Origin of the sequence: Streptomyces sp. NPDC050535, from assembly GCF_044457665.1 — a bacterium.
Taxonomy (GTDB): Bacteria; Actinomycetota; Actinomycetes; order Streptomycetales; family Streptomycetaceae; genus Streptomyces.
This window is the reverse complement of sequence record NZ_JBITHE010000020.1, coordinates 27,853-53,461: the sequence shown is the minus strand read 5'-3', so window position 1 is coordinate 53,461 and position 25,609 is coordinate 27,853. Positions and strand designations below refer to the sequence as shown.

The 25,609-nt window shown below is 71.4% G+C and carries 22 protein-coding genes and 1 pseudogene; 9 read left to right on the top strand and 14 right to left on the bottom strand.

What is annotated here, in order from left to right:
- Positions 1 to 114: 114 nt before the first annotated feature.
- Positions 115 to 258, top strand: a complete 144-nt coding sequence (locus ACIBLC_RS32700; protein WP_399214967.1) for a hypothetical protein — start codon at positions 115 to 117, stop codon at positions 256 to 258.
- Positions 259 to 291: 33 nt separating this feature from the next.
- Here the strand turns inward: ACIBLC_RS32700 and ACIBLC_RS32695 are convergent, their stop codons facing one another.
- The gene (locus tag ACIBLC_RS32695; RefSeq protein ID WP_399214966.1) at positions 292 to 771 is read right to left on the bottom strand and encodes an SRPBCC family protein; all 480 of its coding nucleotides are present in this window, start codon (positions 769 to 771) and stop codon (positions 292 to 294) included.
- 570 nt (positions 772 to 1,341) lie between these two features.
- On the opposite strand from ACIBLC_RS32695, the gene ACIBLC_RS32690 reads away from it, so the two are divergent.
- The 4 genes from ACIBLC_RS32690 (at position 1,342) to ACIBLC_RS32675 (ending at position 5,177) form a co-directional block, all read left to right on the top strand.
- Positions 1,342 to 1,794 carry a hypothetical protein gene (locus tag ACIBLC_RS32690; protein WP_399214965.1) on the top strand — a complete coding sequence of 151 codons (453 nt, stop codon included), beginning with the start codon at positions 1,342 to 1,344 and terminating at the stop codon, positions 1,792 to 1,794.
- 157 nt (positions 1,795 to 1,951) lie between these two features.
- A complete protein-coding gene (locus ACIBLC_RS32685; RefSeq protein ID WP_399214964.1) occupies positions 1,952 to 3,007 on the top strand; it encodes an ABC transporter substrate-binding protein in 1,056 nt (351 codons plus the stop codon).
- 68 nt (positions 3,008 to 3,075) lie between these two features.
- Positions 3,076 to 4,083, top strand: a complete 1,008-nt coding sequence (locus ACIBLC_RS32680; RefSeq protein ID WP_399214963.1) for a FecCD family ABC transporter permease — start codon at positions 3,076 to 3,078, stop codon at positions 4,081 to 4,083.
- A complete protein-coding gene (locus ACIBLC_RS32675) occupies positions 4,080 to 5,177 on the top strand; it encodes a FecCD family ABC transporter permease (protein WP_399214962.1) in 1,098 nt (365 codons plus the stop codon). The genes ACIBLC_RS32680 and ACIBLC_RS32675 overlap by 4 nt, the downstream gene beginning before the upstream one ends.
- A 158-nt stretch (positions 5,178 to 5,335) precedes the next feature.
- Here ACIBLC_RS32675 and ACIBLC_RS32670 read toward each other — a convergent pair whose 3' ends face one another.
- Positions 5,336 to 6,376, bottom strand: coding sequence for an NAD(P)-dependent alcohol dehydrogenase (locus ACIBLC_RS32670; protein ID WP_399214961.1), 1,041 nt, complete (start codon positions 6,374 to 6,376; stop codon positions 5,336 to 5,338).
- Positions 6,377 to 6,563: 187 nt separating this feature from the next.
- On the opposite strand from ACIBLC_RS32670, the gene ACIBLC_RS32665 reads away from it, so the two are divergent.
- Entirely contained in the window at positions 6,564 to 7,478 is a 915-nt protein-coding gene (locus tag ACIBLC_RS32665; protein ID WP_399214960.1) for a helix-turn-helix transcriptional regulator, read from the top strand.
- 62 nt (positions 7,479 to 7,540) lie between these two features.
- Here ACIBLC_RS32665 and ACIBLC_RS32660 read toward each other — a convergent pair whose 3' ends face one another.
- The 6 genes from ACIBLC_RS32660 to ACIBLC_RS32635 form a co-directional block, all read right to left on the bottom strand.
- The gene (locus ACIBLC_RS32660) at positions 7,541 to 8,311 is read right to left on the bottom strand and encodes a group II truncated hemoglobin (protein ID WP_399214959.1); all 771 of its coding nucleotides are present in this window, start codon (positions 8,309 to 8,311) and stop codon (positions 7,541 to 7,543) included.
- Positions 8,312 to 8,392: 81 nt separating this feature from the next.
- Positions 8,393 to 11,743: a S8 family peptidase gene (locus ACIBLC_RS32655; protein ID WP_399214958.1), complete on the bottom strand. Its 3,351-nt coding sequence runs from the start codon at positions 11,741 to 11,743 to the stop codon at positions 8,393 to 8,395.
- A 154-nt stretch (positions 11,744 to 11,897) separates the two neighbouring features.
- Positions 11,898 to 12,581 (bottom strand): ABC transporter ATP-binding protein, encoded by a 684-nt coding sequence (locus ACIBLC_RS32650; RefSeq protein WP_399214957.1) that lies wholly within the window; start codon positions 12,579 to 12,581, stop codon positions 11,898 to 11,900.
- Positions 12,582 to 12,638: 57 nt separating this feature from the next.
- Positions 12,639 to 14,129, bottom strand: coding sequence for an ABC transporter permease (locus ACIBLC_RS32645; protein WP_399214956.1), 1,491 nt, complete (start codon positions 14,127 to 14,129; stop codon positions 12,639 to 12,641).
- Positions 14,130 to 14,400: 271 nt separating this feature from the next.
- Positions 14,401 to 15,672 carry an Ig-like domain-containing protein gene (locus ACIBLC_RS32640; RefSeq protein ID WP_399214955.1) on the bottom strand — a complete coding sequence of 424 codons (1,272 nt, stop codon included), beginning with the start codon at positions 15,670 to 15,672 and terminating at the stop codon, positions 14,401 to 14,403.
- A 211-nt stretch (positions 15,673 to 15,883) separates the two neighbouring features.
- A complete protein-coding gene (locus ACIBLC_RS32635; RefSeq protein WP_399214954.1) occupies positions 15,884 to 16,228 on the bottom strand; it encodes a hypothetical protein in 345 nt (114 codons plus the stop codon).
- Positions 16,229 to 16,338: 110 nt separating this feature from the next.
- Between ACIBLC_RS32635 and ACIBLC_RS32630 the strand changes: the two genes are divergently transcribed.
- Complete coding sequence (locus tag ACIBLC_RS32630; protein WP_399214953.1) at positions 16,339 to 16,683, top strand: LPXTG cell wall anchor domain-containing protein; 345 nt, start codon at positions 16,339 to 16,341, stop codon at positions 16,681 to 16,683.
- Positions 16,684 to 16,720: 37 nt separating this feature from the next.
- Positions 16,721 to 17,368: pseudogene (locus ACIBLC_RS32625) on the top strand (DUF2625 family protein); the annotation flags it as partial.
- A 23-nt stretch (positions 17,369 to 17,391) separates the two neighbouring features.
- Here ACIBLC_RS32625 and ACIBLC_RS32620 read toward each other — a convergent pair.
- The 5 genes from ACIBLC_RS32620 to ACIBLC_RS32600 all read right to left on the bottom strand — a co-directional run bounded on the left by ACIBLC_RS32620 (position 17,392) and on the right by ACIBLC_RS32600 (position 23,491).
- Positions 17,392 to 19,107, bottom strand: coding sequence for a DEAD/DEAH box helicase (locus tag ACIBLC_RS32620; RefSeq protein WP_399214952.1), 1,716 nt, complete (start codon positions 19,105 to 19,107; stop codon positions 17,392 to 17,394).
- Positions 19,108 to 19,219: 112 nt separating this feature from the next.
- On the bottom strand, positions 19,220 to 19,423 hold the full coding sequence (locus ACIBLC_RS32615) for a cold-shock protein (RefSeq protein WP_266455269.1): 204 nt from the start codon (positions 19,421 to 19,423) through the stop codon (positions 19,220 to 19,222).
- Positions 19,424 to 19,675: 252 nt separating this feature from the next.
- Positions 19,676 to 21,214 (bottom strand): histidine ammonia-lyase, encoded by a 1,539-nt coding sequence (gene hutH / locus ACIBLC_RS32610; RefSeq protein WP_399215068.1) that lies wholly within the window; start codon positions 21,212 to 21,214, stop codon positions 19,676 to 19,678.
- A 79-nt stretch (positions 21,215 to 21,293) separates the two neighbouring features.
- The gene (locus tag ACIBLC_RS32605; RefSeq protein ID WP_399214951.1) at positions 21,294 to 22,466 is read right to left on the bottom strand and encodes a diguanylate cyclase domain-containing protein; all 1,173 of its coding nucleotides are present in this window, start codon (positions 22,464 to 22,466) and stop codon (positions 21,294 to 21,296) included.
- Positions 22,467 to 22,678: 212 nt separating this feature from the next.
- Positions 22,679 to 23,491, bottom strand: a complete 813-nt coding sequence (locus tag ACIBLC_RS32600; protein WP_399214950.1) for an enoyl-CoA hydratase/isomerase family protein — start codon at positions 23,489 to 23,491, stop codon at positions 22,679 to 22,681.
- Between the two features lie 269 nt (positions 23,492 to 23,760).
- On the opposite strand from ACIBLC_RS32600, the gene ACIBLC_RS32595 reads away from it, so the two are divergent.
- Complete coding sequence (locus ACIBLC_RS32595) at positions 23,761 to 24,273, top strand: hypothetical protein (protein ID WP_399214949.1); 513 nt, start codon at positions 23,761 to 23,763, stop codon at positions 24,271 to 24,273.
- Between the two features lie 27 nt (positions 24,274 to 24,300).
- On the opposite strand, the gene ACIBLC_RS32590 is transcribed toward ACIBLC_RS32595, so the two are convergent.
- Entirely contained in the window at positions 24,301 to 25,485 is a 1,185-nt protein-coding gene (locus tag ACIBLC_RS32590; protein WP_399214948.1) for an adenylate/guanylate cyclase domain-containing protein, read from the bottom strand.
- Positions 25,486 to 25,609: the final 124 nt, after the last annotated feature.

Below are 25,609 nucleotides of genomic sequence, written 5' to 3'. Positions count from 1 at the left end.
CGACAGCAGCAGCCGCACAGACCGGCCGGCCGATGACCGACGACCTCGAAAGGGTCGCCCGTCGGGCATGAACTGTGTTCCGCGTACATCGACGCGCGCGACGTACTCAGCGGAGTGATCATCACCGACACCGGCCTGAGCCGCGTCTACCACCCCTACGACGGCGGAGCGGACGTCATCCTGACTGTCTCCGGGGAGCGCGACCGACTGCGGCGTCGCCACCCCGGCTGGCTCCCCGGAAACGCGGCCGGCCTTTGACGAAGCCCGGTTCGCGGCGGACCCGACTCCGAGTCAGCCGGCAGCCTCCACGTACGACGCCAGGTTGGCCAGGGAGGAGGCGATGCCGGCCTCGTGGTCCGCCTGGTCGATGCCGGGCGGCACGTCCGTGGCGGTGACGGTCACCTCGGTGCCGTCGCCGGCGGGGGCGAGGTGCCAGGTCATCGTCATGGTGCCGGCGAAAGACGGGTCGTCGGCCTCGAACACCGCCCGCTGCACCACGCGTTCCGATGGCACCAGGTCGGCGAACTCGATGTCGACGACGTCGGTCGCGTCCGACGTCTTGCCGGGGCTGTCGGTGGCGTCGAGGTAGGTGAGGACCATCCTGAACCCGCCGCCGGGGCGGGGATCCCACCGCTCGACCCGCCCGCGCATACCGTCCGGCGGCAGCCAGGCCTCAAGGGAATCCCGGTCCAGAAGAGCACCGTAGACAGTCGCTGGTGGTGCCGCGATCACCCGGCCGGCCCGGTCCGCCCTTCGGTCTGTCCTGTCCATGGGCCGAGTCTAGGACCGAAGGGATCTCACGAGCATTGCCGCGAGCGACTTCCAGGCGGCGTCGGTGCGGATGTACATGGGACGCCCTCGGCGGAGAAGACGCCGGTGAGCCAGTTGCCGTCTGGAACTTGCGGTACCCCGGGAGCGTCGACGCCGACGAGCTGCGTGGCCGCGGCCTGACCGTCCGTCGTGCCCAGAAGCGTGCCGACGGACGGGGCTGTAAGAACGAGCCGCGGACGGTCAGGAGTATCACCAGAGGTGTGACGACTCGACCAGGGACTGCGGAGCACGCCGGCGGTCAATCCGCCGTGGCCTCCCCCCTCCTCCCCCCCCCGGACCTCACCACGATCCGCCAAGTAGCAGGATCGCCCGGACCACCCCCGGATCCCAGGGCGCGGCAATTGGGCGTTCAGCCTCCGTTCCGGTCAACCATGGAGACTCGGTCGAGCCGGTATCCGTATCCGGCCGGTATCCGTATCCGGCCGATTCCGTATCGAATCGGTATCCGTATCGGGCGGCATCCCTATCGCCCCGGTACCCGTACCCATATCGAAAGGCTCAGGAGGCCTCGTGGGGAACGCTTCGTTGCCGTACGTCGATGAGCACGTCACGGTCGTCGCGGCGGAGGCCGACGTCGTCTGGCGGAGCCTGAGCGAGACGCTGGACGGTTCCTTCTCGCGTCCACGCGCGGCCGGCTACGCGCGGCTGGTGGGATGTGCCGACCGTACGGCGTCCGGGCCGCGGCCCCTCGGCGACGGGGCGACTCTCCCCGGGTTCCGGGTGGTCACCGCGGTGCCGGGGCGGGAGCTGGTCCTCGAGGGGAGCCACCGTTTCTCGGTCTACGCGCTGGCCTTCCGGCTCGACCACGCAGGCCCCGGCCGTACACGGCTCAGCGCCCAGACCCGGGCCGACTTCCCGGGCCGGGCGGGCCGCCTGTACCGACGTCTCACCATCGGAACGGGCGGGCACGCCATCGGCGTACGGCGGCTGCTTTCAGCGGTCCGCCGACGGTCCGAGCGATAGACCCCGCCAGCTCAGGAGTAGCCACACCATCGGAGTGACGGAGTGACATCGTCGTCCAGCGCCCCTCCCCCCGGTCCTCACCAACCCACCCCCGTCCTCGCCACCGCACTGACCAAGGTTAAGGTAAGGCTTACCTTATTCACTGATCGGAGTCGTTGTGCGTACCTGGGGATCCAAGGCCGTTCTGGCCGTTGCCGTCGTCGGCGGGTTGTTGGCCGGATGCTCGTCCGGCGACGGAGCCTCCTCCACGCAGGGTGCGAACGCCTCCTCCGACTCGGACCGCAATCTCGTGGCCGGCGCCTCCGAGGGACCCTCGGTGGCCCCGAGCGCCGTCGAGGACGGCATGGGCGCCGGAAGTGCCGAGGACGGGGAGTTCCCCCGGACCGTCGGGCACTTCCAGGGCACGACGGAGATCAAGACCGAGCCCCGGAAGATCGCCGTGCTCAGCACCGGACAGCTGGACGACCTGCTGGCCCTGGGCATCGTCCCGACGGTCACGACCCGCGCCGACAACGCCGGACTCGTGCCCGACTACCTCGCGGACGCCTTCCCCGCGGACAAGAAGCGGCTCGCGGCGATGACCGACGCGGGCACCCGCCAGGCGCCGAACCTGGAGACACTGGCCGCCGCCAAGCCCGATCTGATCCTGCTCAACGACTCGCTCGGCGACCTCTACCCGAAGCTGTCGAAGATCGCGCCGACCGTCGTCACGGCGGGCAACGGCATCAACTGGAAGCGGGACCTGCTGCTCGTCGGCGACGCGGTCGGCAAGGGCGAGCAGGCGCGGAAGATGCTCGACGACATCGCGGCCGACGCCGCCGACAGTGGCAGGAGCCTCGGCGACCCGGCCGTGTCGATGCTGCGGTTCACGCCGGACCGCACGCGGATGTTCGGGGTGTCCTCCTTCACCGGATCGATCGCCGTCGACATGGGGCTCGGCCGGCCCAAGTCGCAGCAGTTCAACGCTATTTCGCAGGACATCGGCGCCGAGAGCATCGACACCGCGGACGGCGACTGGATCTTCTACTCGGTGCAGGGCGACGCGTCCAAGACCGACGCGGGCAGCGTGCTCGCCGGGCCGCTCTGGAAGTCGATGAAGGCCGTCGGGGCGGGCCGGGCGGTGAAGGTCGACGACGACCCCTGGTACCTCAACGCCGGTCCCACCGCCGCACGGCTCGTCATCAAGCAGCTCACGGACACCATCGGCAAGTGAGTCAGACGGGTCAGGTACGTCGGACAGTTCGGACCGGCCGAGTGGAACAGGCAGGTCCACCGCGTCCGGTGACACGACGCGCGACGGCAGCCAGGCGCACCGCCTGGCTCGTCGCCGCCCTCCTCCTCACCGCCACCGCCGTCGCGCTCAGCCTCGCCGTCGGCACCCGGCCCGTCCCCCTGTCGGCCGTTCTCGACGCCCTTGTGCACGGCGGGAGTTCACCGGACGCGCTGGTCGTACGGTCGCTGCGGGTGCCGCGGACCGAGATCGGGCTGACGGCGGGGGCCGCGCTGGGGCTCGCGGGGGCGGCGTTGCAGGCGGTCACCCGCAATCCGCTCGCCGATCCGGGGATCCTCGGACTGAGCCAGGGAGCGGCGGCGGGTGTCGTCCTCGCGATCGCGCTCGGGTGGGCGAACGGCTTCTCCGGCTACGTCTGGTACGCCTTCGCCGGCGCCGTCGTCGCCGCGTGCGTCGTGTACGCCATCGCCTCGCGCGGGCGCGGCGGCGCCTCGCCGGTGAAGCTGGCGCTCGCCGGGACCGCGCTGTCCGCGATGACGGCCGGGGCCACCACCGTTGTCCTGACGTCGAGTTCGGCGACGCTCGACCAGTTCCGGTTCTGGCAGGTGGGCGCGCTCAGCGGGCGCGACGCCGGCACCGTCGGTCGGATGCTGCCCTTCCTGGCCGCCGGCGCGCTGCTGGTGCTGGCCTGCGCCCGCGGCCTGGACGCGCTCGCGCTCGGCGACGACACGGCGCGGGCGCTGGGCCACCGGGTCGCTCTCGTACGGGGGTGCGCGGCGCTCGGTGCGACCGTGCTCACGGCTGCCGCGGTCGCCGCCGCGGGGCCCATCGCCTTCATCGGCCTGGCCGTACCGCACCTCGCCCAGCGGCTCGTCTCCGGCGGCCACCGCTGGACCCTGCCGCTCTCCGCCCTCCTGGGCGCCGCCCTGCTGCTCGCGGCGGACGTCGCCGGGCGGGTGGTCCGCTCCCCCGCCGAGGTCCCGGCCGGCGTGATGACGGCGCTCGTCGGCGTGCCCGTACTGATCGTGCTCGTACGCCGGAAGTCGGTGGGCGCGTGAGCAGGACGAACGCACCCGCGTACCCCCGCACGGGACCGGCCTCGGCACAACCCGGCCCGTCCGCGCCCTCGGCCGGAGTCTCCGTGCTCCGCCACCGGCGCCTCTCCCTCCTCCTGCACCGGCGCTCGGCAGCCGTCGTCGGCGCGCTCGTCCTGCTCCTCGCGGGCGTGATGCTGCTGTCGGCGTGTGCCGGGCAGACGTACGTCCCGCCGGGCGAGGTCTGGCGGATCCTGCGCGGTCAGGGCGGCCCGTACGACCTGGTCGTCGGTGAGCTGCGGGTGCCGCGGATCGTGCTCGGCGCGATGGTCGGCGCCGCGCTCGGGCTGTCCGGGGCGCTCGTGCAGACGGTTACGCGGAACCCGCTCGCCAGCCCGGACGTCATCGGGGTCGGGCACGGCGCCGCCGCCGCGACCGTCCTGGCGCTCGCCACCGGCACGGTCGCCTCACCCGGCGCGCTCCCCGCCGTCGCCGTCACCGGCGGGCTGCTGGCCGCCGCGCTGGTGTACGTGCTGGCGTGGCGGCACGGGATGCAGCCAAGTCGGTTCGTGCTGACGGGAGTCGGGATCGGGGTGGCGCTCTCGGCGGTCGTACAGCTGTATCTGACCGATAGCGAACTCGCCGAGGCCGAGACGCTGAAGCTGTGGCTGACCGGCAGCCTCAACGGGCGCGGCTGGGAGCAGGCCGGGCCGCTCGGCTGGGTGCTGCTCCTCTCGCTGCCCGCCCTGGTGTGGGCGAACCGGGCGCTGCGGCCGCTCGGCCTGGACCCGGAGACGGCCGCCGCGCTCGGTGTGCGCGTGCACCGCGCCCAACTCGGCCTGACCTTCCTGGGCGTGGTGCTCGCCGCGACCGCGACGGGCGCGGCAGGCCCGATCGGATTCGTCGCCCTCACCGGGCCGCAGCTCGCCCGCCGTGTCACGCGGACCCCGCAACTGCCGCTCGTCGCCTCCGGGTTGACGGGGGCGGTCATCGTGGTCGCCGCGGACCTGGCGGCCCGAACGCTGCTGCCACCGCTGGAGATCCCGGTGGGGGCGCTCACGTCCCTGGTCGGAGGTCCGTATCTGCTGTGGCTGCTGGGGCGTTCGGGCGGACGCTGACCCGGGCGCGGATACGGACGCTGACCCGGGTGCGGGGCGCGGATCCCCGAGTCGTACGACGGGAAACGCCGAGGACGCCGAGGACCCCGACGGGTCGGCGTGCGACCCGTCGGCGCCCCCGACGCCACAGAGCGACGCCACAGACCGACGCCAAAGACCTAGATCGTGGCGGTGTCGATCACGAACCGGTAGCGGACGTCGCTCGCGAGGACCCGCTCGTAGGCGTCGTTGATCTCGGAGGCGGTGATCAGCTCGATCTCGGCGCCCAGACCGTGCTCGGCGCAGAAGTCGAGCATCTCCTGGGTCTCCTGGATGCCCCCGATGCCGGAGCCCGCGAGGGTCTTACGGCCGCTGAGCAGGGAGAACAGGTTCAGCGAGACGGGCTCCTCCGGGGCGCCGACGTTCACCAGGGCGCCGTCCGTCTTCAGCAGGGCGAGGAACGCGCCGAAGTCCAGCGGGGCCGAGACCGTCGACAGGATGATGTCGAAGGTGCCCGCCAGCTCCTCGAAGGTCTTCGGGTCACTGGTCGCGTAGTAGTGGTCGGCGCCCAGCTTCAGACCGTCGTCCTTCTTGCGGAGCGACTGGGACAGGACGGTCACCTCGGCGCCGAGAGCGTGCGCGATCTTGACGCCCATGTGACCGAGGCCGCCCATGCCGAGGACGGCGACCTTCTTGCCGGGACCGGCGTTCCAGTGCTTGAGCGGGGAGTACGTGGTGATGCCGGCGCAGAGCAGCGGCGCGGCCACGTCGAGGGAGAGTCCCTCGGGGATGCGGACGGTGTAGTTCTCGTCGACGACGACGTGCGTGGAGTAGCCGCCGTAGGTGGGCGTGCCGTCCACGCCGATGCCGTTGTACGTCGGGACGTTGCCCTTGACGCAGTACTGCTCGAGGCCCGCCTTGCAGTTGTCGCACTCGCGGCAGGAGTCGACCATGCAGCCGACGCCCGCCCGGTCGCCGACCTGGAACCTGGTGACGCCGGAGCCGACCTCGGTGACGATGCCGGCGATCTCGTGACCCGGAACCATCGGGAAGATGGCCTCACCCCAGCCCTCGCGGGCCTGGTGGATGTCCGAGTGACAGATACCGGCGAACTTGATGTCGATGAGAACGTCGAACTCACCGACCTCGCGCCGTTCGATGGTGGTGCGCTCCAGCGGCGCCTTGGACGCGGGAGCGGCGTACGCAGCAACAGTGGTCATGCCGGGGTTCTCCTCAGGAGTGGTCGTGTACCCGGCTGCCTTCCGGCCTTTGACCGGGTACGCCATCCAGCGTGCCAGGTCTCGCGACGTTCACCCAGGTCACGGCTCTGCGTACGTTCACTGGTCCTACTACTGGCCGGGTCAGGCTCAGCGGCGTACGACCGTGGATACCGTGAATACTGGAGGCATGGACCCTCACGCTTCTCAGCAGCCCGCCGGCGAGGCGGGGCCCCCGCTGGACCGGCGCGCCGAGCTCAGCGAGTTCCTGCGCACGCGCCGGGCCCGGCTGAAGCCCGAGGACGTGGGGATGCCGGACTTCGGGCGGCACCGCAGGGTGCCGGGGCTGCGCCGCGAGGAGCTGGCGCAGCTGGCCGGGGTGTCGGTGGCGTACTACACCCGCCTTGAGCAGGGCAACGGACAGAACGTGTCCGCGGAGGTACTCGGCGCGATCTCCCGCGCCCTGCGGCTCTCGGACGCCGAGCACGCGCATCTCACCCACCTCGCCAAGCCCAAGCAGCACAAGAAGAAGCAGGGGGCCCGGCCGCAGCAGGTGCGCGGCGCCCTGCGGCAGCTCATCGACACGCTGGACGGGGTGCCCGCGTACATCACGGGGCGGCGGACCGACGTCCTGGTGTGGAACCGGATGGCCGCGGCCCTGTTCGGCGACTGGTCGGAGATGCCGGCGCAGGAGCGGAACTGGGCGCGGATGGTGTTCCTCAAGCCCGGGTACCAGGAGCTGTTCGTGGAGTGGGAGCAAAAGGCGATCGACATCGTCTGCATGCTGCGCATGGAGGCGGGCTGCTACCCCGACGATCCGCGGCTGTCCGCCCTGGTCGGCGAACTCTCCGTGAAGAGCGAGGACTTCCGGCGGCTGTGGGCCACCCACGACGTGAAGGAGAAGAACTACGGCGTGAAGCGCCTACGGCACCCCCTCGTCGGCGACCTCTCCCTCCAGTTCGAGTCCTTCCAGCTGACCGGCGACAGCGACCAGATCCTGGTCACCTATCACGCGGAGCCGGGGTCCCCCTCCGCCGAGGCGCTCCGCCTGCTGGGCAGCTGGGGCCGGGACGCGAGCCGCGCGGGGGCGGCGACACCGCCGTAGTCCCCGCCCCCGGCGCCCCGCCCGCCGTACTCCCCGCCCCGGCGCCCCCGCCCGGCCCGCTGTCAGCCCTGATACGGCGGTGCCGCTCCCCAGGTCCAGCGCGGCACCGGCTGCTCGCCCGGAGTGGTCGCGTCGGGGCCGGAGAAGTGCACGGCCAGCCGTGTCCCCCACTCCGCGTACGCGACGAACGCCGAGCGGAACTCGGCGTCGGTCGGCAGGTCGGCCTCGTCGGCTGCGTCCTGGAGGAGGTTGACCCAGCGGCGGCGCTGGACCTCGGTGATGCCCTTGCCGAGGTGCTTGGCGACCATGTGTCCGTGCCCGCCCTGCGTCTCGGAGTAGGCGGCGGGGCCGCCGAACACCTCGCCGAGCCAGAGTGCGACATGCTCGGCGTGTTCGGGGGCCAGGCCGGCGAACACCGGTGCCAGGACGTCGTCCTTGAGGACCTTGTCGTAGAAGACCTCGGTGAGGCGGGTGAAGGCCTCGGCGCCGCCCGCCCAGGCGTACAGCGTGGGAACGGCCGCGCCCTGCCCCCGTACCGCCGTCGGCTTGTAGTGGCGCATCTCCTCGATGCTGGGGATGTAGGGGCGGATCTCGGCGAGGAAGTCGGGGAACAGTTCCGACTCGCGGAACCCTTCGAGGTGGTCCTCGGTCGACGTCCAGATGATGCGCAGGATGAAGTTCTCGAAGTCCTCCTCGCTGCGCGCGAGTTCGTAACTGACACACTGCGGCGCCGCCGCGAGCTGGACGGCGGCACGGGTGTAGGCGGCGAGGAACTGCGCCGACTGCTCCTGGGGGATGTGGTATCGGATGTACTCGACGGTCTGAACAGTCATGGCCCCACACAAACACGGACGGCCCGCCGGAGGCTCTCCCTCCGACGGGCCGTTCGCTCTGGGCTCACTTCGCGTACGGGCTCACTTGCCGTAGTACGCGTTGAAGATCGACACCGTCGACTTGTTGCCCTTCTTGTCGGCGATCCTGGCGCTGAAGGAGATGCTCTTGCCCTTCGCCGGGTTCTTGACGGTGATCTTGCCGTTCTTGACGGTCGTCTTGGTCCACTTCTTGCCGGAGTCGTAACTCACGTACACGGCAAGGGACTTGAGGTTGGAGCCCGCCGCCGCGCCCTGGACGGTGACCGGGACGGTCGCCGTCCTGCCCGCCGTGACCCGGGTGTCGAGGGAGACGGTGGAGCCGAAGCGCGCCGTGGAGATCGGCAGCTTCGCGTCGGCGACCTTCTTGGAGCGGAACTCCCAGCTCGCGTTGACCTTCGTGGAGGCCGAGGCCACCTTCGAGGAACGCGAGACCGACGTGGACAGCTTGTACAGCGCGTCGCCTGCCGGCACCTTGAACTGGCCGCCGCCGCTGAGCGGATCGGCCGCCTCGGCGATCTTGCTGCCGTTGCGGTACAGGGTCGTCTTCACCGACGTGTAGAGCGAGTCCCCGCCGTGCCCGGCGCCGTCGGCGAACAGCGGCAGGTAGCCGTACAGGTAGTCGTCGCTGCGGTAGACGCCGTACAGACTGCTGAGCTTCGGGCCGAAGACCCCGGTGTTGAAGGTCTTCGTGTACGTCCTGCCCGCCGCGAAGGTCAGCGAGTCGTCCAGGGTGTAGAAGATCTCGCCGGTCGGGAAGCCCTCCGGGGACGTGGGCCCGTACTGAATGAAGACGAGACCCCACTTCACCTGGTCGCCTGTGGACAGGTGGAGCGTCCGGGTGCCGGGCAGCTTCTGCCCGACCTCGACGCTGGAGGAGAAGTCGTCCGCCAGCTCACCGTAGGCGAGGACCGCACCCGACTTCCCCGTGGCCGAGGCCCCCAGGTTCACCTTCACCGTGGAGAGTTCGCTCGCCTTGTAGTGCTTGACCTTGGCGCCCTGCAGCTTGGTGACCTTGCCGCCGGTGAAAATGTCGTACTCGGTGGCGGCGCCCTTGGCCCAGGTGCCCGACCAGCTCTGGTGGAGGCCCGAGGTGATCGCCGGCCCGACGTGCGCCACGCGCAGGTCCTTGAAGGAGCCGAGACCGAGGCCGACGCCGACGCCCGCGGGGTCGTAGGTGTAGGAGACGACTCCCTGGATCTGCTTCGCCGCCGCGTCCGGCACCGTGATGTCGGCGCCCTTGGCGGTGCGCTGGTCGATCGTCACCGTGGTGTTCTTGGTGATGCTCAGCTTGGGCTGGACCAGCCAGTCCGCGCCGCCCTCGACGGTTTCGAGGTCCTTCACCAGGAGGGCGTCCAGGACGTACGTGCCCTTGGGCACCCGGATGGTGTCGGTGGCGCCGGTGCCCTGCCTGAAGAAGTCCCGCCCGTTGGCCAGACCGGAGTAGGCCCACAGGTCGGTGAGGTGGATGGGCTGCTCACCGGGCCGCGTGAGGTACTTCACCGTGAGGTCGTAGGACTCCACCTCGCGCTGTACCGCCGCCGCCGTGCGCACGCTCTGGCCGCCGCCCGTCGCGGTCACGTACGAGGAGTACGCGCCGTCCGTGGTGCCGCCCAGCTTCGAGTCGACCGTCAGGCCGACGGAGGCCTCGCCGCCCGCCGGGACGGTGACCGAGGTCGCGCCCAGCGTGAAGAAGCCGGCGGGAGCCGCCTGGCCCTTGGGGTCGGTGGCCGTCGCCGTGAGGCTCAGGGTGACGTCGGCCGTGCCGAGGTTGCGGTAGGTGATCTGCTTGGTGACCGGGGTGTCGTCGGAGTGCGGCCACTGCTGGATGCCGAAGCTCAGCGAGGACGTCTTGGCGAACACGGTCTGCTGGATGGCCTTGTCGACCTGGATCCGGCCCGCGCCCTGCTGGAACGCCGTGTACGCGCCGCCCTTGGCGGAACCGGTCAGCACGCTCTTGAGCTCGGCGTACGTCCAGTCCGGGTGCTGCTGCTTGAGGATCGCCGCCGCGCCCGCGACATGCGGGGTGGCCATCGACGTACCGGAGATGGTGACGTAACCGGCCGGGCTCTCGCCGACCTCTTCGGCGATGACGCTGCCCGCGGCCGAGGCCGCCGTGATGTCCACGCCGGGCGCGGTGACGTCCGGCTTGGCGGCACCGTCGAGGCCGGGGCCGCGGCTGGAGAAGGCCGCCAGCTTGTCGCTTCCGTCGACCGCTCCGACGGTGAGCGCGTCGGCCGCGCTGCCCGGAGAGCCGACGGTCTGCTCGCCGGGGCCCTCGTTGCCCGCGGCGATCGCGAAGAGGATGCCCTTCTCCTCGGACAGCTTGTTGACCTCGGCCTCCAGCGGGTCGATCTCGGGGGAGTCCGAGCCGCCCAGGCTGAGGTTGATGATGTCGGCGCCCTGCTCGGCCGCCCACTCCATGCCCGCGAGGATGCCGGAGTCGTCGCCGGACCCCTCGTTGTTGAGGACCTTGCCGTTGAGGATCTTCGCGCCGGGCGCGACCCCCTTGTACTTGCCGTTCGACTTGGCACCGGTGCCCGCCGCGATGGACGCGACATGCGTGCCGTGGCCGTACTTGTCGGTCGCGTCGGGCGCGGTGGAGAAGTTCTTGGACTCGGCCACCTGGCCGCTGAGGTCCGGGTGGGTCGTGTCGACCCCGGTGTCCAGGACGGCGATCCTGACGCCGGTGCCGTCGTAACCGGCGGCCCACGCCTTGGGGACACCGATCTGCGGTACGGACTTGTCGAGGCTCGCCGTGCGTACGCCGTCCAGCCAGACGTGCGCGACCCCGGAGGCGGTGGTGCCGTCCTCGGTGACCGCGTCCCACAGCTCGGCCGCGTCCTGCTTGGGCGTCAGAACGGCGTCCGCGTTCAGCGACTTGAGGGTCCTGCGGAGGGTGCCCGCGTCACGGACGTCGTCCTTGGCCGCGGTCGCCGCGCCCTGGTAGCCGACGATGACCTTCAGGCCCTGCTTCTGCGACTTGCGGCTGGCCGCCGTGTTCAGCTCGGTGACGTCGAAGAGCCGCTGGTCGAGCTTGCCGGTGGCTATCAGCCGCTGCGCGTCGGCCGGCACCACGAGGGTGTGGCCGCCGGACCTGCGGATCTTGACGGGTATCTGCTCGCGGCCCTCGGCGCGCTGGACGCCGACGACCCGGCCCTTGGCGTCGAGGGTGACCCGGTCACCGGTGATCAGCGTGAGGTGCCGCTCGGCCGTGAGTCCGGTCGGCTTCGCCTGCCCGGCGACGGACGCCGCGCTCGCGTGCTCCGCCGACGCCGGGCTGGTCATTCCCGCCGCCAGCGCCACCGCGGCCGCCGTGGCGACCGTCGCGAGGCACGCTCTTTTCACTTGTCTGCGCAAAACTCCCCCTGGGATGAGATCCGGACGAATCCCCATTCATCCGGTCGGGGGACGATCCGCACGCACGTGCGTGCACCCCCCGGAATACGCAATTATGCCCGGGGGGTGATCGGCTTCTCAATAGAGAGGGGTCGGCCAGGAGTTGCAGGACTCGTTTCGGCGCGATCCCGCTCCCCTCTCACGCGCTCCGCTACGCTCCCGCGTTCTCCTTGACGGTGATTTTTCCCTTGCGGATCGTCGCGACCCGCGGGGCCTTCTTCGCGAGGGAGGAGTCGTGCGTGACCATGATGAAAGTGAGCCCGTACTCCTTCCACATGGTTTCCAGTACGTCCATGATCTCGTCGCGCATCGATTCGTCGAGGTTGCCGGTCGGCTCGTCGGCGAGGAGCACCTTCGGCTGCTTGACCAGCGCGCGGGCGATCGCGACGCGCTGCTGCTGACCGCCGGAGAGCTCGGCGGGCAGATGCCCGAGCCGCTCCGCGAGGCCCACCGACTCCAGTGCGTCGGCGGCCCGTTGCCGCCGGTCCTTCGCCTTCACACCGAGGGGCACGAGAGCGGTCTCCACGTTCTCCTGGGCGGTGAGCGTCGGAATCAGGTTGAAGCTCTGGAAAACGAAACCGATCTTCTCGGCGCGCACTTTCGTGAGCCGCGCCTCGGACAGTTTCGCCATATCGGTGCCGTCGAGTTCGACACTGCCCGCGGTGGGCCGGTCGAGACCGCCGAGCATCTGGAGAAGGGTGGACTTTCCGCCACCGGTGGGGCCCTGGATGACCAGCCGGTCGCCGTCCGCGATGGTCAGGTCGACACCGGCGAGCGCGTCGACGGTGTCCTTGCCCCGCGCATAGCGCTTGGTGACGCCTCTGAGTTCGTACATGGAACAACTCCTGGTATCTGCTGAGGGGGTTGGCCGCGTGAGCCGTGCGGGGCCGGACTACTCGACGCGGCGCAGGGCGTCCGCGGGACGCAGCCGGGAGGCGCGCCAGCCGCCGAAGGCACCGGCGATCAGGCCGCCGGCGACGGCGAGGCCGACGGCCACGACGATCGTGTTGACGCTGACGGGAGCGCTGAGCGCGACGTCGAGGGTCGAGGACGCGGCCTCGCGGGCGGCACCGAAGCCGCCACCGCCACCGGGTCCGCCACCGCCGGGGCCGGCCGCCGCACCGCCGCCCGAACTCCCCACCTCCGCCTGGAGGGTGGGGCTGATCTCGGTCACGACGAAGGCGCCCGCTAGACCGAGCGCGATACCGAGGGCGCCGCCGACCAGACCGTTGACGATGGCCTCGCCGACGACCTGGCGGGTCACCCGGCCCGACTTCCAGCCGAGCGCCTTCAGGGTGCCGAACTCACGGACACGCCGGGAAACGGCCGAGGAGGTGAGCAGACCGGCGACCAGGAACGCGGCGACGAGCACCGCGATGGACAGCCACTTGCCCACGTTCGAGGCGAGGTCGGAGGCGGTCGACAGGGAACCGGAGACGGTGCTCGCGAGGTCGGCGGAGGTGGTCACCGTGGTCCCCGAGATGTTCTTCTGGATGGTGCTCTTGACGCTATCGATCTGCTGCGAGTCCGACGCCTTGACGTAGATCGTGGTGACCTTGTCCTTGGAGTCGCTGAGCGTCTGCGCCTGCTTGAGCGGGATGTAGAGATTGGCGGCCGCGTCACCGCTCTCCGGCGTCGCTATGCCGATGACCTTGTACTTGACGCTCTTGATGGTGACGGTGCCGTTGAGCGCGAGCTTCTTCTCCTTGGCGTACGAACTGTCGACGACGACGACCTTGGAGTCGGTCTCGGAGGTCGTGAACGTACGGCCGCTGGTGATCTTGGAGGAGGTCAGCGGGCCGAGGTCCGGCTTGGTGACGTCGGTGCCGTAGACGGAGTAGTTGTTGACGTCGAACTCGGCGCCGCCGCCCTCGACCCGGCCCTGCGGCTGGCCGGTGCCGCCGCCGTTGCCGCCGGCACCACCACCGCCACCGCCACCGGGTGCGGCGGTCGCGCCCTCGTCCTGCTGGAACTGGCCCTGCCGGAACTGGCCGTTGACCTTGATGACCTGGAGGCTCAGCCCGCCGACGGAGTCCGCGACGCCCGCCTGCGAGTCGACCTTGGTGACCGTGCTGGAGGCCAGGGTCTGGAAGCCCTGGACCATCACTCGGTCGCTGCTCTGCTCGGCGTCGCCGTCGTTCGCGTCGAAGTTGAAGCGCGGACGCTCGCTGGTGTCCGTCTGAGCCGCGGCGGCCTTGGTGACCGTCATGTCCGTGCCCAGTCCGTACAGCGACTGGAGGACCTTGCCCTGGGCCTTCTCCATGCCCGAGGACACGGAACTGACCACGATGACAAGGGCGATGCCCAGGGCGAGCCCGGAGGCGACGACGAGGGCCGCCTTTCTGCGGCGGCGCAGTTCGCGCCTCAGGTAGGTGAAGAACATGGCCGCAAAGTAGGTACAGCGCGTGATGAAGAGATAAGGCCGACATAAGAGAATGATGAGAAGGCTGTGCAGGAGCGGGAGTTCACCTGTGCGCAACCCTGGAACGCTGTGGAAACGCCTCGGCGGGGGGGGGGGCGGGGGGGGGGGGCCCCCCCGGGGGGGGGGGGGGGGGGGGGGGGGGGCCGCGGCGGCCGCGCCCGCCCCCCCCCCCCCCCCCCCCCCCCCCCCCCCCCCCCCCCCCCCCCCCGCCGAGGGGTGACGCGGGGTGTACTCAGGCGGCCGAGCCGGCCGTCCAGTCCGCCCAGCTCAGGTTCCAGCCGTTGAGGCCGTTGTCCGGGGCGATGGTCTTGTCGCCGGTGTTCTTCACGACCACCACGTCGCCGACCATCGAGTGGTTGTAGAACCACGCGGCGGTGGTGTTCGGGTCGTTGGCGCCCTTGGTGTCCGACAGGCCCACACAGCCGTGGCTGGTGTTCTCGCTGCCGAAGACGGACTTGGCGCCCCAGTAGTTGCCGTGGATGAAGGTGCCGGAGGCGGACAGGCGGATGGCGTGCGGCACGTCCTTGATGTCGTACTCGCCCTTGCCGTCGTCGTCCGTGAAGCCCACGGTCGCGCCGTTCATGCGCGTCTCCTTGAACTTCTCCGACATCACCATGACGCCCTGGTACGTCTTGTTCTCGGGCGAACCGGCGGAGATCGGGATGGTCTTGATGGTCTTGCCGTCCTGCGTGACCTTCATGGTCTTCGACTTGGCGTCGACGATCGAGACCTGGTTACGGCCGATCTTGAAGGTGACCGTCTTCTGCTGCACGCCGTACACACCGCTCGCGCCCTCGACTCCGTCGAGCTTCAGCTTGAGGGTGACGGTGGAGCCGCCGGTCCAGTAGTCCTCGGGGCGGAAGTCCAGGCGGTTGGCGCTGAACCAGTGACCCACGACCTCCTGGCCGGTGCTGGAGGAGACGGTGATCCCCTTCTGCACGGCGGACTTGTTCGTGATCGCCTTGTCGAAGTTGATCGAGACCGGCATGCCGACGCCGACGGTGGAGCCGTCCTCCGGCGTGAAGTTGCCGATGAAGCTGTTGGCCGGGGAGACCGTGGTGAACGACCCGTTCTCGTGGGCGACGCGGCCCTCGGAGTCGGCGGCCGTGGCCGTGATCTTGTAGGCGGTGGAGCGCTCGAGCTGGCCGGTGGGGGCCCAGCTCGCCTTGTCCGCGGATATCTCGCCGGCGACGGCGGTGCCGTCCGCGGTCGTCATGGTGACCTTGGTGAGCGTGCCCTTGCTCACGGTGACCTTGGCCGCGTTGTTGATGGAGGCGTTGGCGGAGCCGTCCTTGGGCGTGATCGTGATCGACGCCTCGGAGGTCTTCTTCGCGGCGGCCTCGTCGGCGTTGGCCTGCGCACTGCCGGTGTTCCCGCCGTCGCCGCCCGTGGCCTTGTCGTCGCCTCCGCTGCACGCAGAGAGCACCAGCACCCCGCCGAGCAGTGTGGACGCGACCATCAGGCCCCTGCGTCGCTTACTGTCCGTCATCACACGCTTCTCCATCGTTGCCGAATACCCAAAAAACCGTGAGAGCCCCGTAAGAACTTTCAACGCTACGACCGGTTCGTCCCGTTCCACATCCGGCGGATGTGTGGGGCACACCACGTTCGAGGCGGGTGGCACGAAGGTGGTCGGTGCACCTCCCGCGATCTCCTGAGACGAGAAAACCCCGGACGGCGGTTGCCGCCCGGGGTCACGATTTCCCCAAGAAGCTTCAGCCCACTCCGACTTCCTCGTCATCCTCGGCGTCATCATCCTCGTCGAGGTCCCAATCCGGCGAATCGGGGTCGTAGTCGATGGGCTCGCTGCTCCAGGAAGCCTGGGCGAGCTCGACCCCGGGCACCTCGCTGACCAGGTCAAACGGATCGACGAGGTGAGCGAGGGCTTCGGCAGTGTCTTCCGTCACTGCGTTCTCGGCGTGCCTCCGCTCGTCGGCGGGCAGACCGGTGTCCTCGGCGATCCGCCGCAGGGCGGCCTTGGCGACGGCGTCGGCGTCGTCGACTTCAAGCACCAGTTCGACACGAATCCGCACAAACTGGGCTGTCTCAGGTGTACTCATGGAACGGAGCGTACGACCCACAGGTTCCGCGACTTTCCCACGACCCGCGCCTTTCATTAGCATCGGTCCACACGGCCAATTCGCCAGCGCCACAAGGGGATCGATATTTCGTGTCCGCCGCACGTCGATCGTTGCTGACCGCCACCGCCGCGGGGACCCTCCTGGGAGCCCTGTGGTTCGTCCCGTCCGCCAAAGCGTCCCAGGACGAACCCGTCGGGCAGGTCTCGACGCCGGCCAGTGCGCCGGCCGACCCGTCGGCCGCTCCCACGACGACGGCCACCGAGGACGGGACCCCCGCCGAGCCGGCAGCGGACCCGGGCGGCGACCGGACCCAGCTCGCCGACACCGGAAGCATCGACACGACGCCGTACGTCATCGGCGGCACCCTCTTCCTCGGCCTGGGCGCCGGGTTCGTGACCTACTCGGTGCGCCGGGAGCGCACAGCGGCCTACTGAGCGCGGTGCTGCGGCGCCCGGACCCATCGGGGAATCCATGCGAGACCTGACCGAGCTGACCGACGTCGAGGAGCCCGCGTGGCCGCTCCTCTCCGAGCAGCTCTCCAACACGAGCGCGGTGTCCCTGGAAGTGCTCCCGGTGGACCCCGCGCAGGGCCGCGGGACCCTGCTCCAGCTCCAGGTCACCGCCCGGTCCTGGCTGGGCGCGCTCACGCTCAACTCGGGCGGGCTGGTCCTGGACAGCGGATGGCTGCGCATCTACGGCAGCCCGGGCGACCGGACACCGGCGGGCCCGCCCGCCCTCGCCGAGGTCAACGAGTTCCCCGCCCGCTTCGATCCCACCTGGCGGCCGGAGGGCGGGCTCGTCATCGGCCATGACGTCCTGGGCGGCGTCTTCGTCCTCAACGGCCCGAGCCCCGAGGCCGACGGCCGCCCCGGCCGGCCCGGCGAGATGATCTACTTCGCACCGGACTCGCTGCGCTGGGAGTCCCTCGAAGTGGGCCACGCGGCCTGGCTGAACTGGCTGCTGACCGGCGGCATGGAGCAGTTCTACGACACCCTGCGCTGGCCCGGCTGGCGAGGCGAGTCCGGCCCGCTGACCGGCACCCAGGGCCTCTCCGTCCTCCCGTTCCTCTGGTCCGCCGACGCCCGCCGCGACCTCTCGGCCACCACCCGCCGCCCGGCCCCCCTCGCCTCGTACGCCTGTCGCTACGCGGCCCGGCGTCCGCCGCCGCCCTGGCCGCCGCCCTCGGTGCGGCGCTGCGGGGCCCTGCCACGGCCACCGGCACGGCTCGCGCCCGCGGCGCCACCGCCTTCGGTGCGCCGACCGCCGGAGCGCTGGGGCTGACGGCCCTGCGACTCACCACCGGCACCCGAACCCGCGTTCTGCGCACGCGTACCCGAGCCGCTGCCCTGAGCCCGCGTACCGCTGCCCTGGGCCCGCGCTCCGGTGCCCTGGGCGCGCCCGCCCGTGCCCGTGCCCTGCGGGCGACGTGCTCCGCCGCCCACCCGGGGGCGGGACTTGGGCCGCTTGGGCTGTTCGGCGACCTGGGGCACCTCGATGACCACGGGGACACCGGAGGGCTCACGGGCCCCGGTGATCCGGGCCAGCTCCGCGTCGCTCGAGGTGACCCGGGCGATGCGCGGGGTGATGCCGGCGTCGGACATCAGCCGGGTCATCTCCCGCTTCTGCTCCGGGAGTACGAGGGTGACGACACTGCCGGACTCACCGGCACGGGCGGTGCGCCCGCCGCGGTGGAGGTAGTCCTTGTGGTCGGCCGGCGGGTCGACGTTGACCACCAGGTCGAGGTCGTCGACGTGGATGCCGCGGGCGGCCACGTTGGTCGCCACCAGCACGGTGACCTGACCGTTCTTGAACTGGTCGAGCGTGCGGTTGCGCTGCGGCTGGCTGCGCCCGCCGTGCAGCGCGGACGCCCGGACACCGTTGGCGAGCAGCCGCTTGGTGAACCGGTCGGCACCGCGCTTGGTGTCCACGAAGAGGAGGACCCGGCCGTCACGCGCCGCGATCCGCAACGCGACGGCCTTCTTGTCGGTCTCGTCGGCGACATGCAGCACGTGGTGCTCCATGGTGGTCACCGCACCCGCCGAGGGGTCCACGGAGTGGACGACGGGGTCGGTGAGGAACATCTTGACCAGCCGGTCGATGTTCTTGTCGAGCGTCGCCGAGAAGAGCAGCCGCTGGCCGCCCGGCTCGACCTGCTTGAGCAGCGCGGTGACCTGCGGCATGAAGCCCATGTCGGCCATCTGGTCGGCCTCGTCGAGGACGGTGATGGCGACCTGGCCGAGCGTGCACTCGCCGCGCTCGATGAGGTCCTTGAGCCGCCCGGGGGTGGCCACGAGCACCTCGGCACCGCGCCGCAGCGTCCCGGCCTGGCGGCCGATCGACATCCCGCCGACGGCGGTGACGACCCGGAGGTTCACGGCGGTCGCGTACGGCGTCAGCGCGTCGTCGACCTGCTGCGCGAGCTCACGGGTGGGGACGAGCACCAGCGCGAGGGGCGCCTTGCTCTCGGCCCGGCGGCCCGCGGTGCGCGCCAGCAGGGCGAGGCCGAAGGCGAGCGTCTTGCCGGAGCCGGTGCGCCCCCGGCCGAGCACGTCGCGCCCGGCGAGGGAGTTGGGCAGCGTGGCGCCCTGGATCGGGAAGGGCTCGGTGACGCCCTGGGCCGCCAGGGTCTTCGTCAGCGCGGCCGGCATGTCCAGCGCGTCGAAGGACTCGACGGCCGGGAGCGCGGGCGTGATGCTCTCGGGCAGGGAGAACTCCTGGGGCTGCGCGACCTTACGGGCCCCGCCCTTGTTGCCGCCGGTGCCCCGGCCGGTGTTCCTCGCGGAGGCGGTACCAGTCTGGGGCTGGGTACCGCGTGCGTTCGCCGGCCTCTTACGGACGGGACGTTCGGATCGAGTCATGCTGGATCTGGATTTCCTTCCTGGGCCACACGGACAGCACACGCGCACAGCGCGAGCCGGGGCCCGCACCCGAAGATGCGGGGCCCCGGCTCTGGAAAAGCGCTACCCCGGTTTAGGCGGGGACGATGTTCTCCGCCTGAAGGCCCTTCTGGCCCTGCGCGACGTCGAACGAGACCTTCTGGCCCTCCAGCAGCTCACGGAAGCCGGAGCTGGCGATGTTGGAGTAGTGAGCGAAGACGTCGGGGCCGCCGCCGTCCTGCTCGATGAAGCCGAAGCCCTTTTCCGCGTTGAACCACTTCACGGTGCCTGTAGCCATGTTTCTCTCCTGAATAGGTAGGGGCCCCAATTCCGGAGATGCACCGGGAAAAGCCGGAGATGCCGGTAAAACAAAACGCGCCTGCGGAAGATTCCGATCAGGCGCACAAAGTAAATGGGTACCAAAAACGTATCAATGTGACAGTAGCACACCTCTGATCACGCCCGTCCCCCGAAAGGCCCGAACGTGACGAGGACCACCGTACAACCGACGACGGCCCTCATCACGTACGACCGGCCGCCGCGCCGGGACCTATGCCAGCGGACCGGTCACCGGCTCCACCGCCGCGACCACCTGTCCGCCGCGCACGAACGCGTCCGCCGCCGCCAGGTCCGGGGCGAGGAAGCGGTCGGGGCCCGGGCCCTGGACACCGGCCGCCCGGACGGCCTCGATGACCGCCTGGGACGCCGGGGCCGGGACGAGGCCCTCGCGGAGCTCGATGGCGCGGGTGGCGGCGTACAGCTCGATCGCGACGATGCGGGTGAGGTTGTCCACGGCGGTGCGCAGCTTGCGGGCGGCGGACCATCCCATCGACACGTGGTCCTCCTGCATCGCGGAGGACGGGATGGAGTCCGCGGAGGCCGGTACGGCGAGCCGCTTCATCTCGCTCACCAGCGCCGCCTGCGTGTACTGGGCGATCATCAGGCCCGAGTCGACGCCGGCGTCGTCCGCGAGGAACGGCGGCAGGCCGTGCGAGCGGTTCTTGTCCAGGAGCCGGTCGGTGCGGCGCTCGGCGATGGAGCCGAGGTCGGCGGCGGCGATGGCGAGGAAGTCGAGGACGTAGGCGACCGGGGCGCCGTGGAAGTTGCCGTTCGACTCCACGCGCCCGTCGGGGAGCACGACGGGGTTGTCGACGGCGGCGGCCAGTTCGCGTTCGGCGACCGTGCGGGCGTGGGCGAGGGTGTCGCGTCCGGCGCCGGCGACCTGCGGGGCACAGCGCACGGAGTAGGCGTCCTGGACGCGCGGGGCGCCGTCCTGGTGGTGCCCGGTGAGCTCCGAACCCTTCAGCACGGCCAGCATGTTGGCGGCGGCGGCGCTCTGCCCGGGGTGCGGGCGGATGGCGTGCAGCTCGGGGGCGAGGACCTTGTCGGTGCCAAGGAGTGCCTCCAGCGACAGGGCGGCCGTCACGTCGGCCGACTTGTAGAGGGTCTCCAGGTCGGCGAGGGCCATGACCAGCATGCCGAGCATGCCGTCGGTGCCGTTCAGGAGGGCGAGGCCCTCCTTCTCGCGCAGCTCGACGGGGACGATGCCGGCCTCGGCGAGCAGCTCGCCCGCGGGCCGTACGGCACCGTCCGGGCCCTCCGCGTCGCCCTCGCCCATGAGGGTCAGGGCGCAGTGGGACAGCGGGGCGAGGTCGCCGGAGCAGCCGAGCGAGCCGTACTCGTGGACGACCGGGGTGATTCCGGCGTTCAGGATGTCGGCCATGGTCTGCGCGACCTCGGGCCGCACGCCGGTGTGCCCCGAGCAGACGGTCTTGAGCCGCAGGAACATCAGCGCCCGGACGACCTCGCGTTCGACGTGCGGGCCCATCCCGGCGGCGTGCGAGCGGACGATGTTGCGCTGTAGCTGGGCGCGGAGTTCCGGGCTGATGTGCCGGCTCGCGAGGGCGCCGAACCCGGTGGAGACGCCGTAGACGGGCTCCGGCTTGGCGGCCAGCGCGTCCACGATCTCGCGGGCCGCGGCGAGGGCCGCCACCGCCTCGCCGGAGAGCTCGATCCGGGCGCCGGCGCGCGCCACGGCGAGAACGTCGGACGCGGTCACCCCGGACGTCCCCACCACCACAGTGTGCATATCCATATTCAGGAGCGTACGCAGTGAATTCGATGATGTCACTAGTGGGTGGCAGGTTGACCCCTTACCCGGAGATACGTCACCGGGGGCGCCCGGGGACGCCGGGTCCGGGCCGGCCGCGGAAGCGACGGCGCTCGCCCGCTCCCTCCCTGGGCGGCGCGTCGGCGAGGCGTACGACCGGGTCGTCGGGGCCCTCGCGCCCGGCGACCACGGGCTTCGCGGCCCGTACGGCCTTCGCGCGGTACTGGGCGGCGTCGGCCAGCCGGAACAGCCGCCGGGCCGAGCGCACCGGACCGATCGGATCGGCGGTCGAGGCGACCCCGCAGGCCACGCCCTCGCCGAGCTCCAACTCGGCGGCGCGGCGGCAGAGTTCGTCGGCGACCCGGACGACCTCGTCGGCGGCCGGACCGACCGCCAGCAGGCAGAACTCGTCACCGCCGAGCCGCGCCGTGAGGGTGCCCGGGAGCATCGCGCCGCACAACGAGAGCACGGACCCGAACCGTTCGAGGAGCCGGTCGCCGACCGCGTGCCCCCGGGTGTCGTTGACCCGCTTGAGCCCGTTGAGATCGCAGACGACGAGGCTGACCACGACGCTCTCGTCCTCCCTGTGCCGGTCGATGGCCTCGTCGAGCCGCGCGTCGACGGCGCGGCGGTTGGCGAGGCCGGTGAGGGCGTCCGTGAACGCCAGCCGCCTGGCCTCCTCCAGCCGCTCGGTCTGCGCGATCCCGGCCGCGACGACCGAGGCCAGCACCGTCGCGAAGTCGGCGTCGGCCCGGCCGAAGACCGGGGCGCCCGCCGGGCGGGCCACGTACAGCTCGCCCCAGGCGCGGCCGTGCAGAACGATCGGGGCGACCACGCAGCAGCCGCGGCCGCGCCTGCGCAGGGCGGCGACGCGCTGATGGCAGTACCCGGCGGGGCCACCCGCCGGTCCCTCCGCGGTCTCCACCCAGGCGTCGGGCTCGCCGCCGCCGGCCCACCGCTCGTGCAGGAACTCGGTGATCTCCGGGAACTGATGGACCGGGTAGGCCTCCTCGTCCGGGAACTCCTCCTCGCCCTCCGCGCGCTCGCCCACGTTCGCCAGGACCCGGAGCCGGCCGAGTTCCCGCTCCCACACCGAGAGTGCCGCGAAGCTTCCGGAGAGCGCGTGGCAGACGCCGAGCGCTGCCGCCCGCCAGGAATCGCGCGGGGTGGGCGCCGCCGCCATGCCCTGCGCCAGCTCCACCACGGCCCTCAGCCGTCTGTCCTCGCCCATCACTCCAGGCTAAGCAGAACCGTCGCATTTCGGGATGTTTAGCTGGCGAACAGGGGTCCGAGACGGCGGTTCCAACGGGAGTTCTTCGCCTCCGGAGGGCTGAAGATCTTCAGCCCTCCGGCGTTTGAGGACGAGCACGCAGCGCGAAAGGGGGGGTCTGGGGGCGCAGCCCCCAGGTACGGGACGGAAGGGGCGGCGGGGGCGAGGAACGGCTACACCCCGGGCCACTCCGGCGTGCGCTTCTCGTTGAACGCGGCGACGCCCTCCGCCCGGTCCCCCGAGAAGGCGACCGACCGCCAGGCGGCGTCCTCGACCTCGAGCCCGGCCCGAAGGTCGAGACCGTGGCCGACCCGAAGCGCCCGCTTGGCCGCGCGCAGGCCGACAGGAGAGTTCCCGGCGATCCCGCCGGCCAGGGCGAGCGCCTCCTCCCGGTCCCGCCCCGCGTCCACGAGCACGTCGAGGAGCCCCAGCTCCCGGGCCTCCGCCGCCTCGACACGCCGAGCCGAGAAGATCAGCTCGGCAGCGCGGGCGGCCCCGACCCGGCGCGGCAGCAGCTGCGTACCGCCCCCGCCGGGAATGACTCCGACCGACACCTCGGGCAGCCCGACGACCGCCGTACGGTCGGCCACGATCAGGTCGCAGGACAGCGCCAGCTCGAAGCCGCCGCCCAGCGCGAACCCGTGCACGGCGGCGACGGTCGGCATCGGCAGTTCCAGGACCCCGGTGTAGGCGGCCCGCGCGACGGGGCGCTGGCGGACCAGCTCGGCGTCGGTGAGGGAGTTCCGCTCCTTCAGGTCGGCGCCGACGCAGAAGGCCCGCTCATGGGTCGAGGTCAGCACGGTCACCCGGACGTCCAGGTCGGCGGCGAGCACCTCGCAGGCACCGGCGATGGAGCGGGCCATGTCCGTGGACACCGCGTTCATGGCCTTCGGCCGGTCGAGGACGAGTTCGGCGACGTAGCCGTGCCGCCGTACGACGACGAACTCCCCGAACCGGCGCTCGTTCCCCTGCTCCAGCTCCGCCATGACACCCTCCCGGTTAACGCGGGTTAACTACCGACCCTCCGATCATCGCAGCAGCCGCCGCGCACCGGAAGCCACCCCCTCGCCCGTGCCTCCCCGTTCGAGTGACACCCGGCCCGACTCCCGGTCCCCGCTCCCACCCGCCGCATAGCGTGCGCACCGCCGTGGCGCACCGGGGAGCGCGGGCACCTTGGGGAGGTACGACCATGACGGACCGGGAGACGACACGTGGGCGGCATCGCAGGCCACGCCCGCGGCGGATGCTCTTCGCCGTGAGTGGACTGGCCCTGGCCGCGGGGGCGTTGGGCGTGGTGCGGATGGCACCGGAGTCGGTGGTCGGGGGCATGGGGAGCCCGGACGCCGAGCCGACGGCGGGGACCGTCGCGGACACGGCGGGCAATGCCGCCACCACCGTCGAGGCGGTTCCGTCGGGGCGTCCGGTGTCCGCCACCACGCCCGCCGTGATGGGCGGCGAGAACGTGCTGCCGACGCCGGGCGTGAGTCTCGCGCCCGTCACGGCGCCGACGCCGACACGGTTCGTGGCGGCCCCCTCGACGCCGGTCCGCGTCCCCGTCAGCGGCACGCCGGACGCGACCGGCATCCCCGCCGCGGCCCCCGCTCCCACGACATCGCGGACACCGGCCGCGACCACCGCCGCGCCCGCCCCGAGCGCGACCACGGCCACGGCCACCGCGGACCCGAAACCCAGGCCGCCCGGCCTGTGTGTGCCGGTCATCGGGCTCTGCGTGGACGGTCCGGCGAAGCATCTGGGCGGACCCCGTTGAACCCGCCGTCCAGGACCGGGGCCGGGACTAGGACCCGGTGTCGCGGCGGGCGAGGAGCCAGGGCTCGACGACTCCGAGGCCGCGGACCGGGCGCTGCCACATCGGCTGGAGGGCGAAGCGGTAGGAGGGCGGTTCCTCGCCCTCCTTCTCCGCCGCGGCGGCGGCCTCGGCGGCCTCCGCCTCGGAGGCGGGCGCCTCGCCGCTGCGGATCAGTTCCACCGCGAAGGCGCCGTCCACCAGGACGGAGTCCCGTGGCGCTATCGAGGTGAGGCGGCTCGCGAGGTTCACGGTCGTGCCGAACACGTCGCCCATGCGGGTCGTCACCGTGCCGAAGGCGATGCCGACCCGCAGCTCCGGCATCGTCTCGTCGTTCGCCATCGTCTCGATGAGGCGCAGAGAGATCTCGGCGGCGACCGCGGCGTCGTCGGCCGCGTACAGGACCTCGTCGCCCAGCGTCTTGATGAGCCGGCCTCCGTGCGCGGCGACCAGGTCCGCGGCCGTGGTCTCGAAGGCCTCGACCAGTTCGCCGAGTTCCTCCTCCTCCATGCGGCGGGTGAGCCGGGTGAACCCGACGAGGTCCGCGAAGCCGACGGCGAGACGGCGGTCGACCATCTCCTCGTCGTCCCCGGCCTGTACGACGCGGCCGGTCGCGGCGGCGAGCTGCCGGCGCCAGACGTAGACGAGGAACTCCTCCAGCTCGGGCAGGAGCAGCTCCATCAGGGGGTACGTCACCTCGGTGCGGGTCATTCCCGGTTCCGGGGGCTCGGTCAGGCCCTCCAGGAACGAGTCGATCTGCCATTCGGCGAGACGGGCCGTGGTCTGGCCGGTGGAGCGGGCCACCTGAACCGCCATCGCCTCGCTCAGCAGGCCCGCCTCGACGAGGCCCGCGAGGCGGCGCAGGGCGAGTACGTCGGCTTCGGTGAGCGCCTTGGCCTGGCCGATGTCGGCGAAGCCCATGGCCCGCCAGAAGCGGGAGGCCAGTTCCATGGAGACGCCGGCGCTGCGGGCCGCCTGGAAGGGGGTGTACCGGCGCTCGGCGCCCAGGATCAGCTGCTCCAGGCGGAGTGCGAGCGGATCCTGGCCGGAGTCCTGGTCCTCGGGTGCGTCCACCCGGGGGGACGAGGTGTGGTTGACCGACCCGGCGGTACGGTCCGGCTCGGCGTCGGGGGCGGGGTCTGCACCCGTGCCGGAACCGGTGTCGTCGTCGGTCACGCCTGCTGCCCTTCCGATCTGCCGCGGTCAGGTATCGACCGCGCTCAACTCTACGGCAGGTGTGGGCTGGCTCACTCCTGACTCGTACGGCTCCGCGAGACCGGCCCAGGGTTGTTTCGCCCCC

Bases quoted from the DNA above. Each gene is read 5' to 3' on its own strand.
- ACIBLC_RS32695 (WP_399214966.1), bottom strand. From the start codon at position 771: ATGGACAGGACAGACCGAAGGGCGGACCGGGCCGGCCGGGTGATCGCG.
- ACIBLC_RS32670 (WP_399214961.1), bottom strand. From the start codon at position 6,376: ATGACCACTGTTGCTGCGTACGCCGCTCCCGCGTCCAAGGCGCCGCTG.
- ACIBLC_RS32665 (WP_399214960.1), top strand. From the start codon at position 6,564: ATGGACCCTCACGCTTCTCAGCAGCCCGCCGGCGAGGCGGGGCCCCCG.
- ACIBLC_RS32660 (WP_399214959.1), bottom strand. From the start codon at position 8,311: ATGACTGTTCAGACCGTCGAGTACATCCGATACCACATCCCCCAGGAG.
- ACIBLC_RS32655 (WP_399214958.1), bottom strand. From the start codon at position 11,743: ATGGGGATTCGTCCGGATCTCATCCCAGGGGGAGTTTTGCGCAGACAA.
- ACIBLC_RS32650 (WP_399214957.1), bottom strand. From the start codon at position 12,581: ATGTACGAACTCAGAGGCGTCACCAAGCGCTATGCGCGGGGCAAGGAC.
- ACIBLC_RS32645 (WP_399214956.1), bottom strand. From the start codon at position 14,129: ATGTTCTTCACCTACCTGAGGCGCGAACTGCGCCGCCGCAGAAAGGCG.
- ACIBLC_RS32640 (WP_399214955.1), bottom strand. From the start codon at position 15,672: ATGGAGAAGCGTGTGATGACGGACAGTAAGCGACGCAGGGGCCTGATG.
- ACIBLC_RS32635 (WP_399214954.1), bottom strand. From the start codon at position 16,228: ATGAGTACACCTGAGACAGCCCAGTTTGTGCGGATTCGTGTCGAACTG.
- ACIBLC_RS32620 (WP_399214952.1), bottom strand. From the start codon at position 19,107: ATGACTCGATCCGAACGTCCCGTCCGTAAGAGGCCGGCGAACGCACGC.
- ACIBLC_RS32615 (WP_266455269.1), bottom strand. From the start codon at position 19,423: ATGGCTACAGGCACCGTGAAGTGGTTCAACGCGGAAAAGGGCTTCGGC.
- hutH (WP_399215068.1), bottom strand. From the start codon at position 21,214: ATGCACACTGTGGTGGTGGGGACGTCCGGGGTGACCGCGTCCGACGTT.
- ACIBLC_RS32605 (WP_399214951.1), bottom strand. From the start codon at position 22,466: ATGGGCGAGGACAGACGGCTGAGGGCCGTGGTGGAGCTGGCGCAGGGC.
- ACIBLC_RS32600 (WP_399214950.1), bottom strand. From the start codon at position 23,491: ATGGCGGAGCTGGAGCAGGGGAACGAGCGCCGGTTCGGGGAGTTCGTC.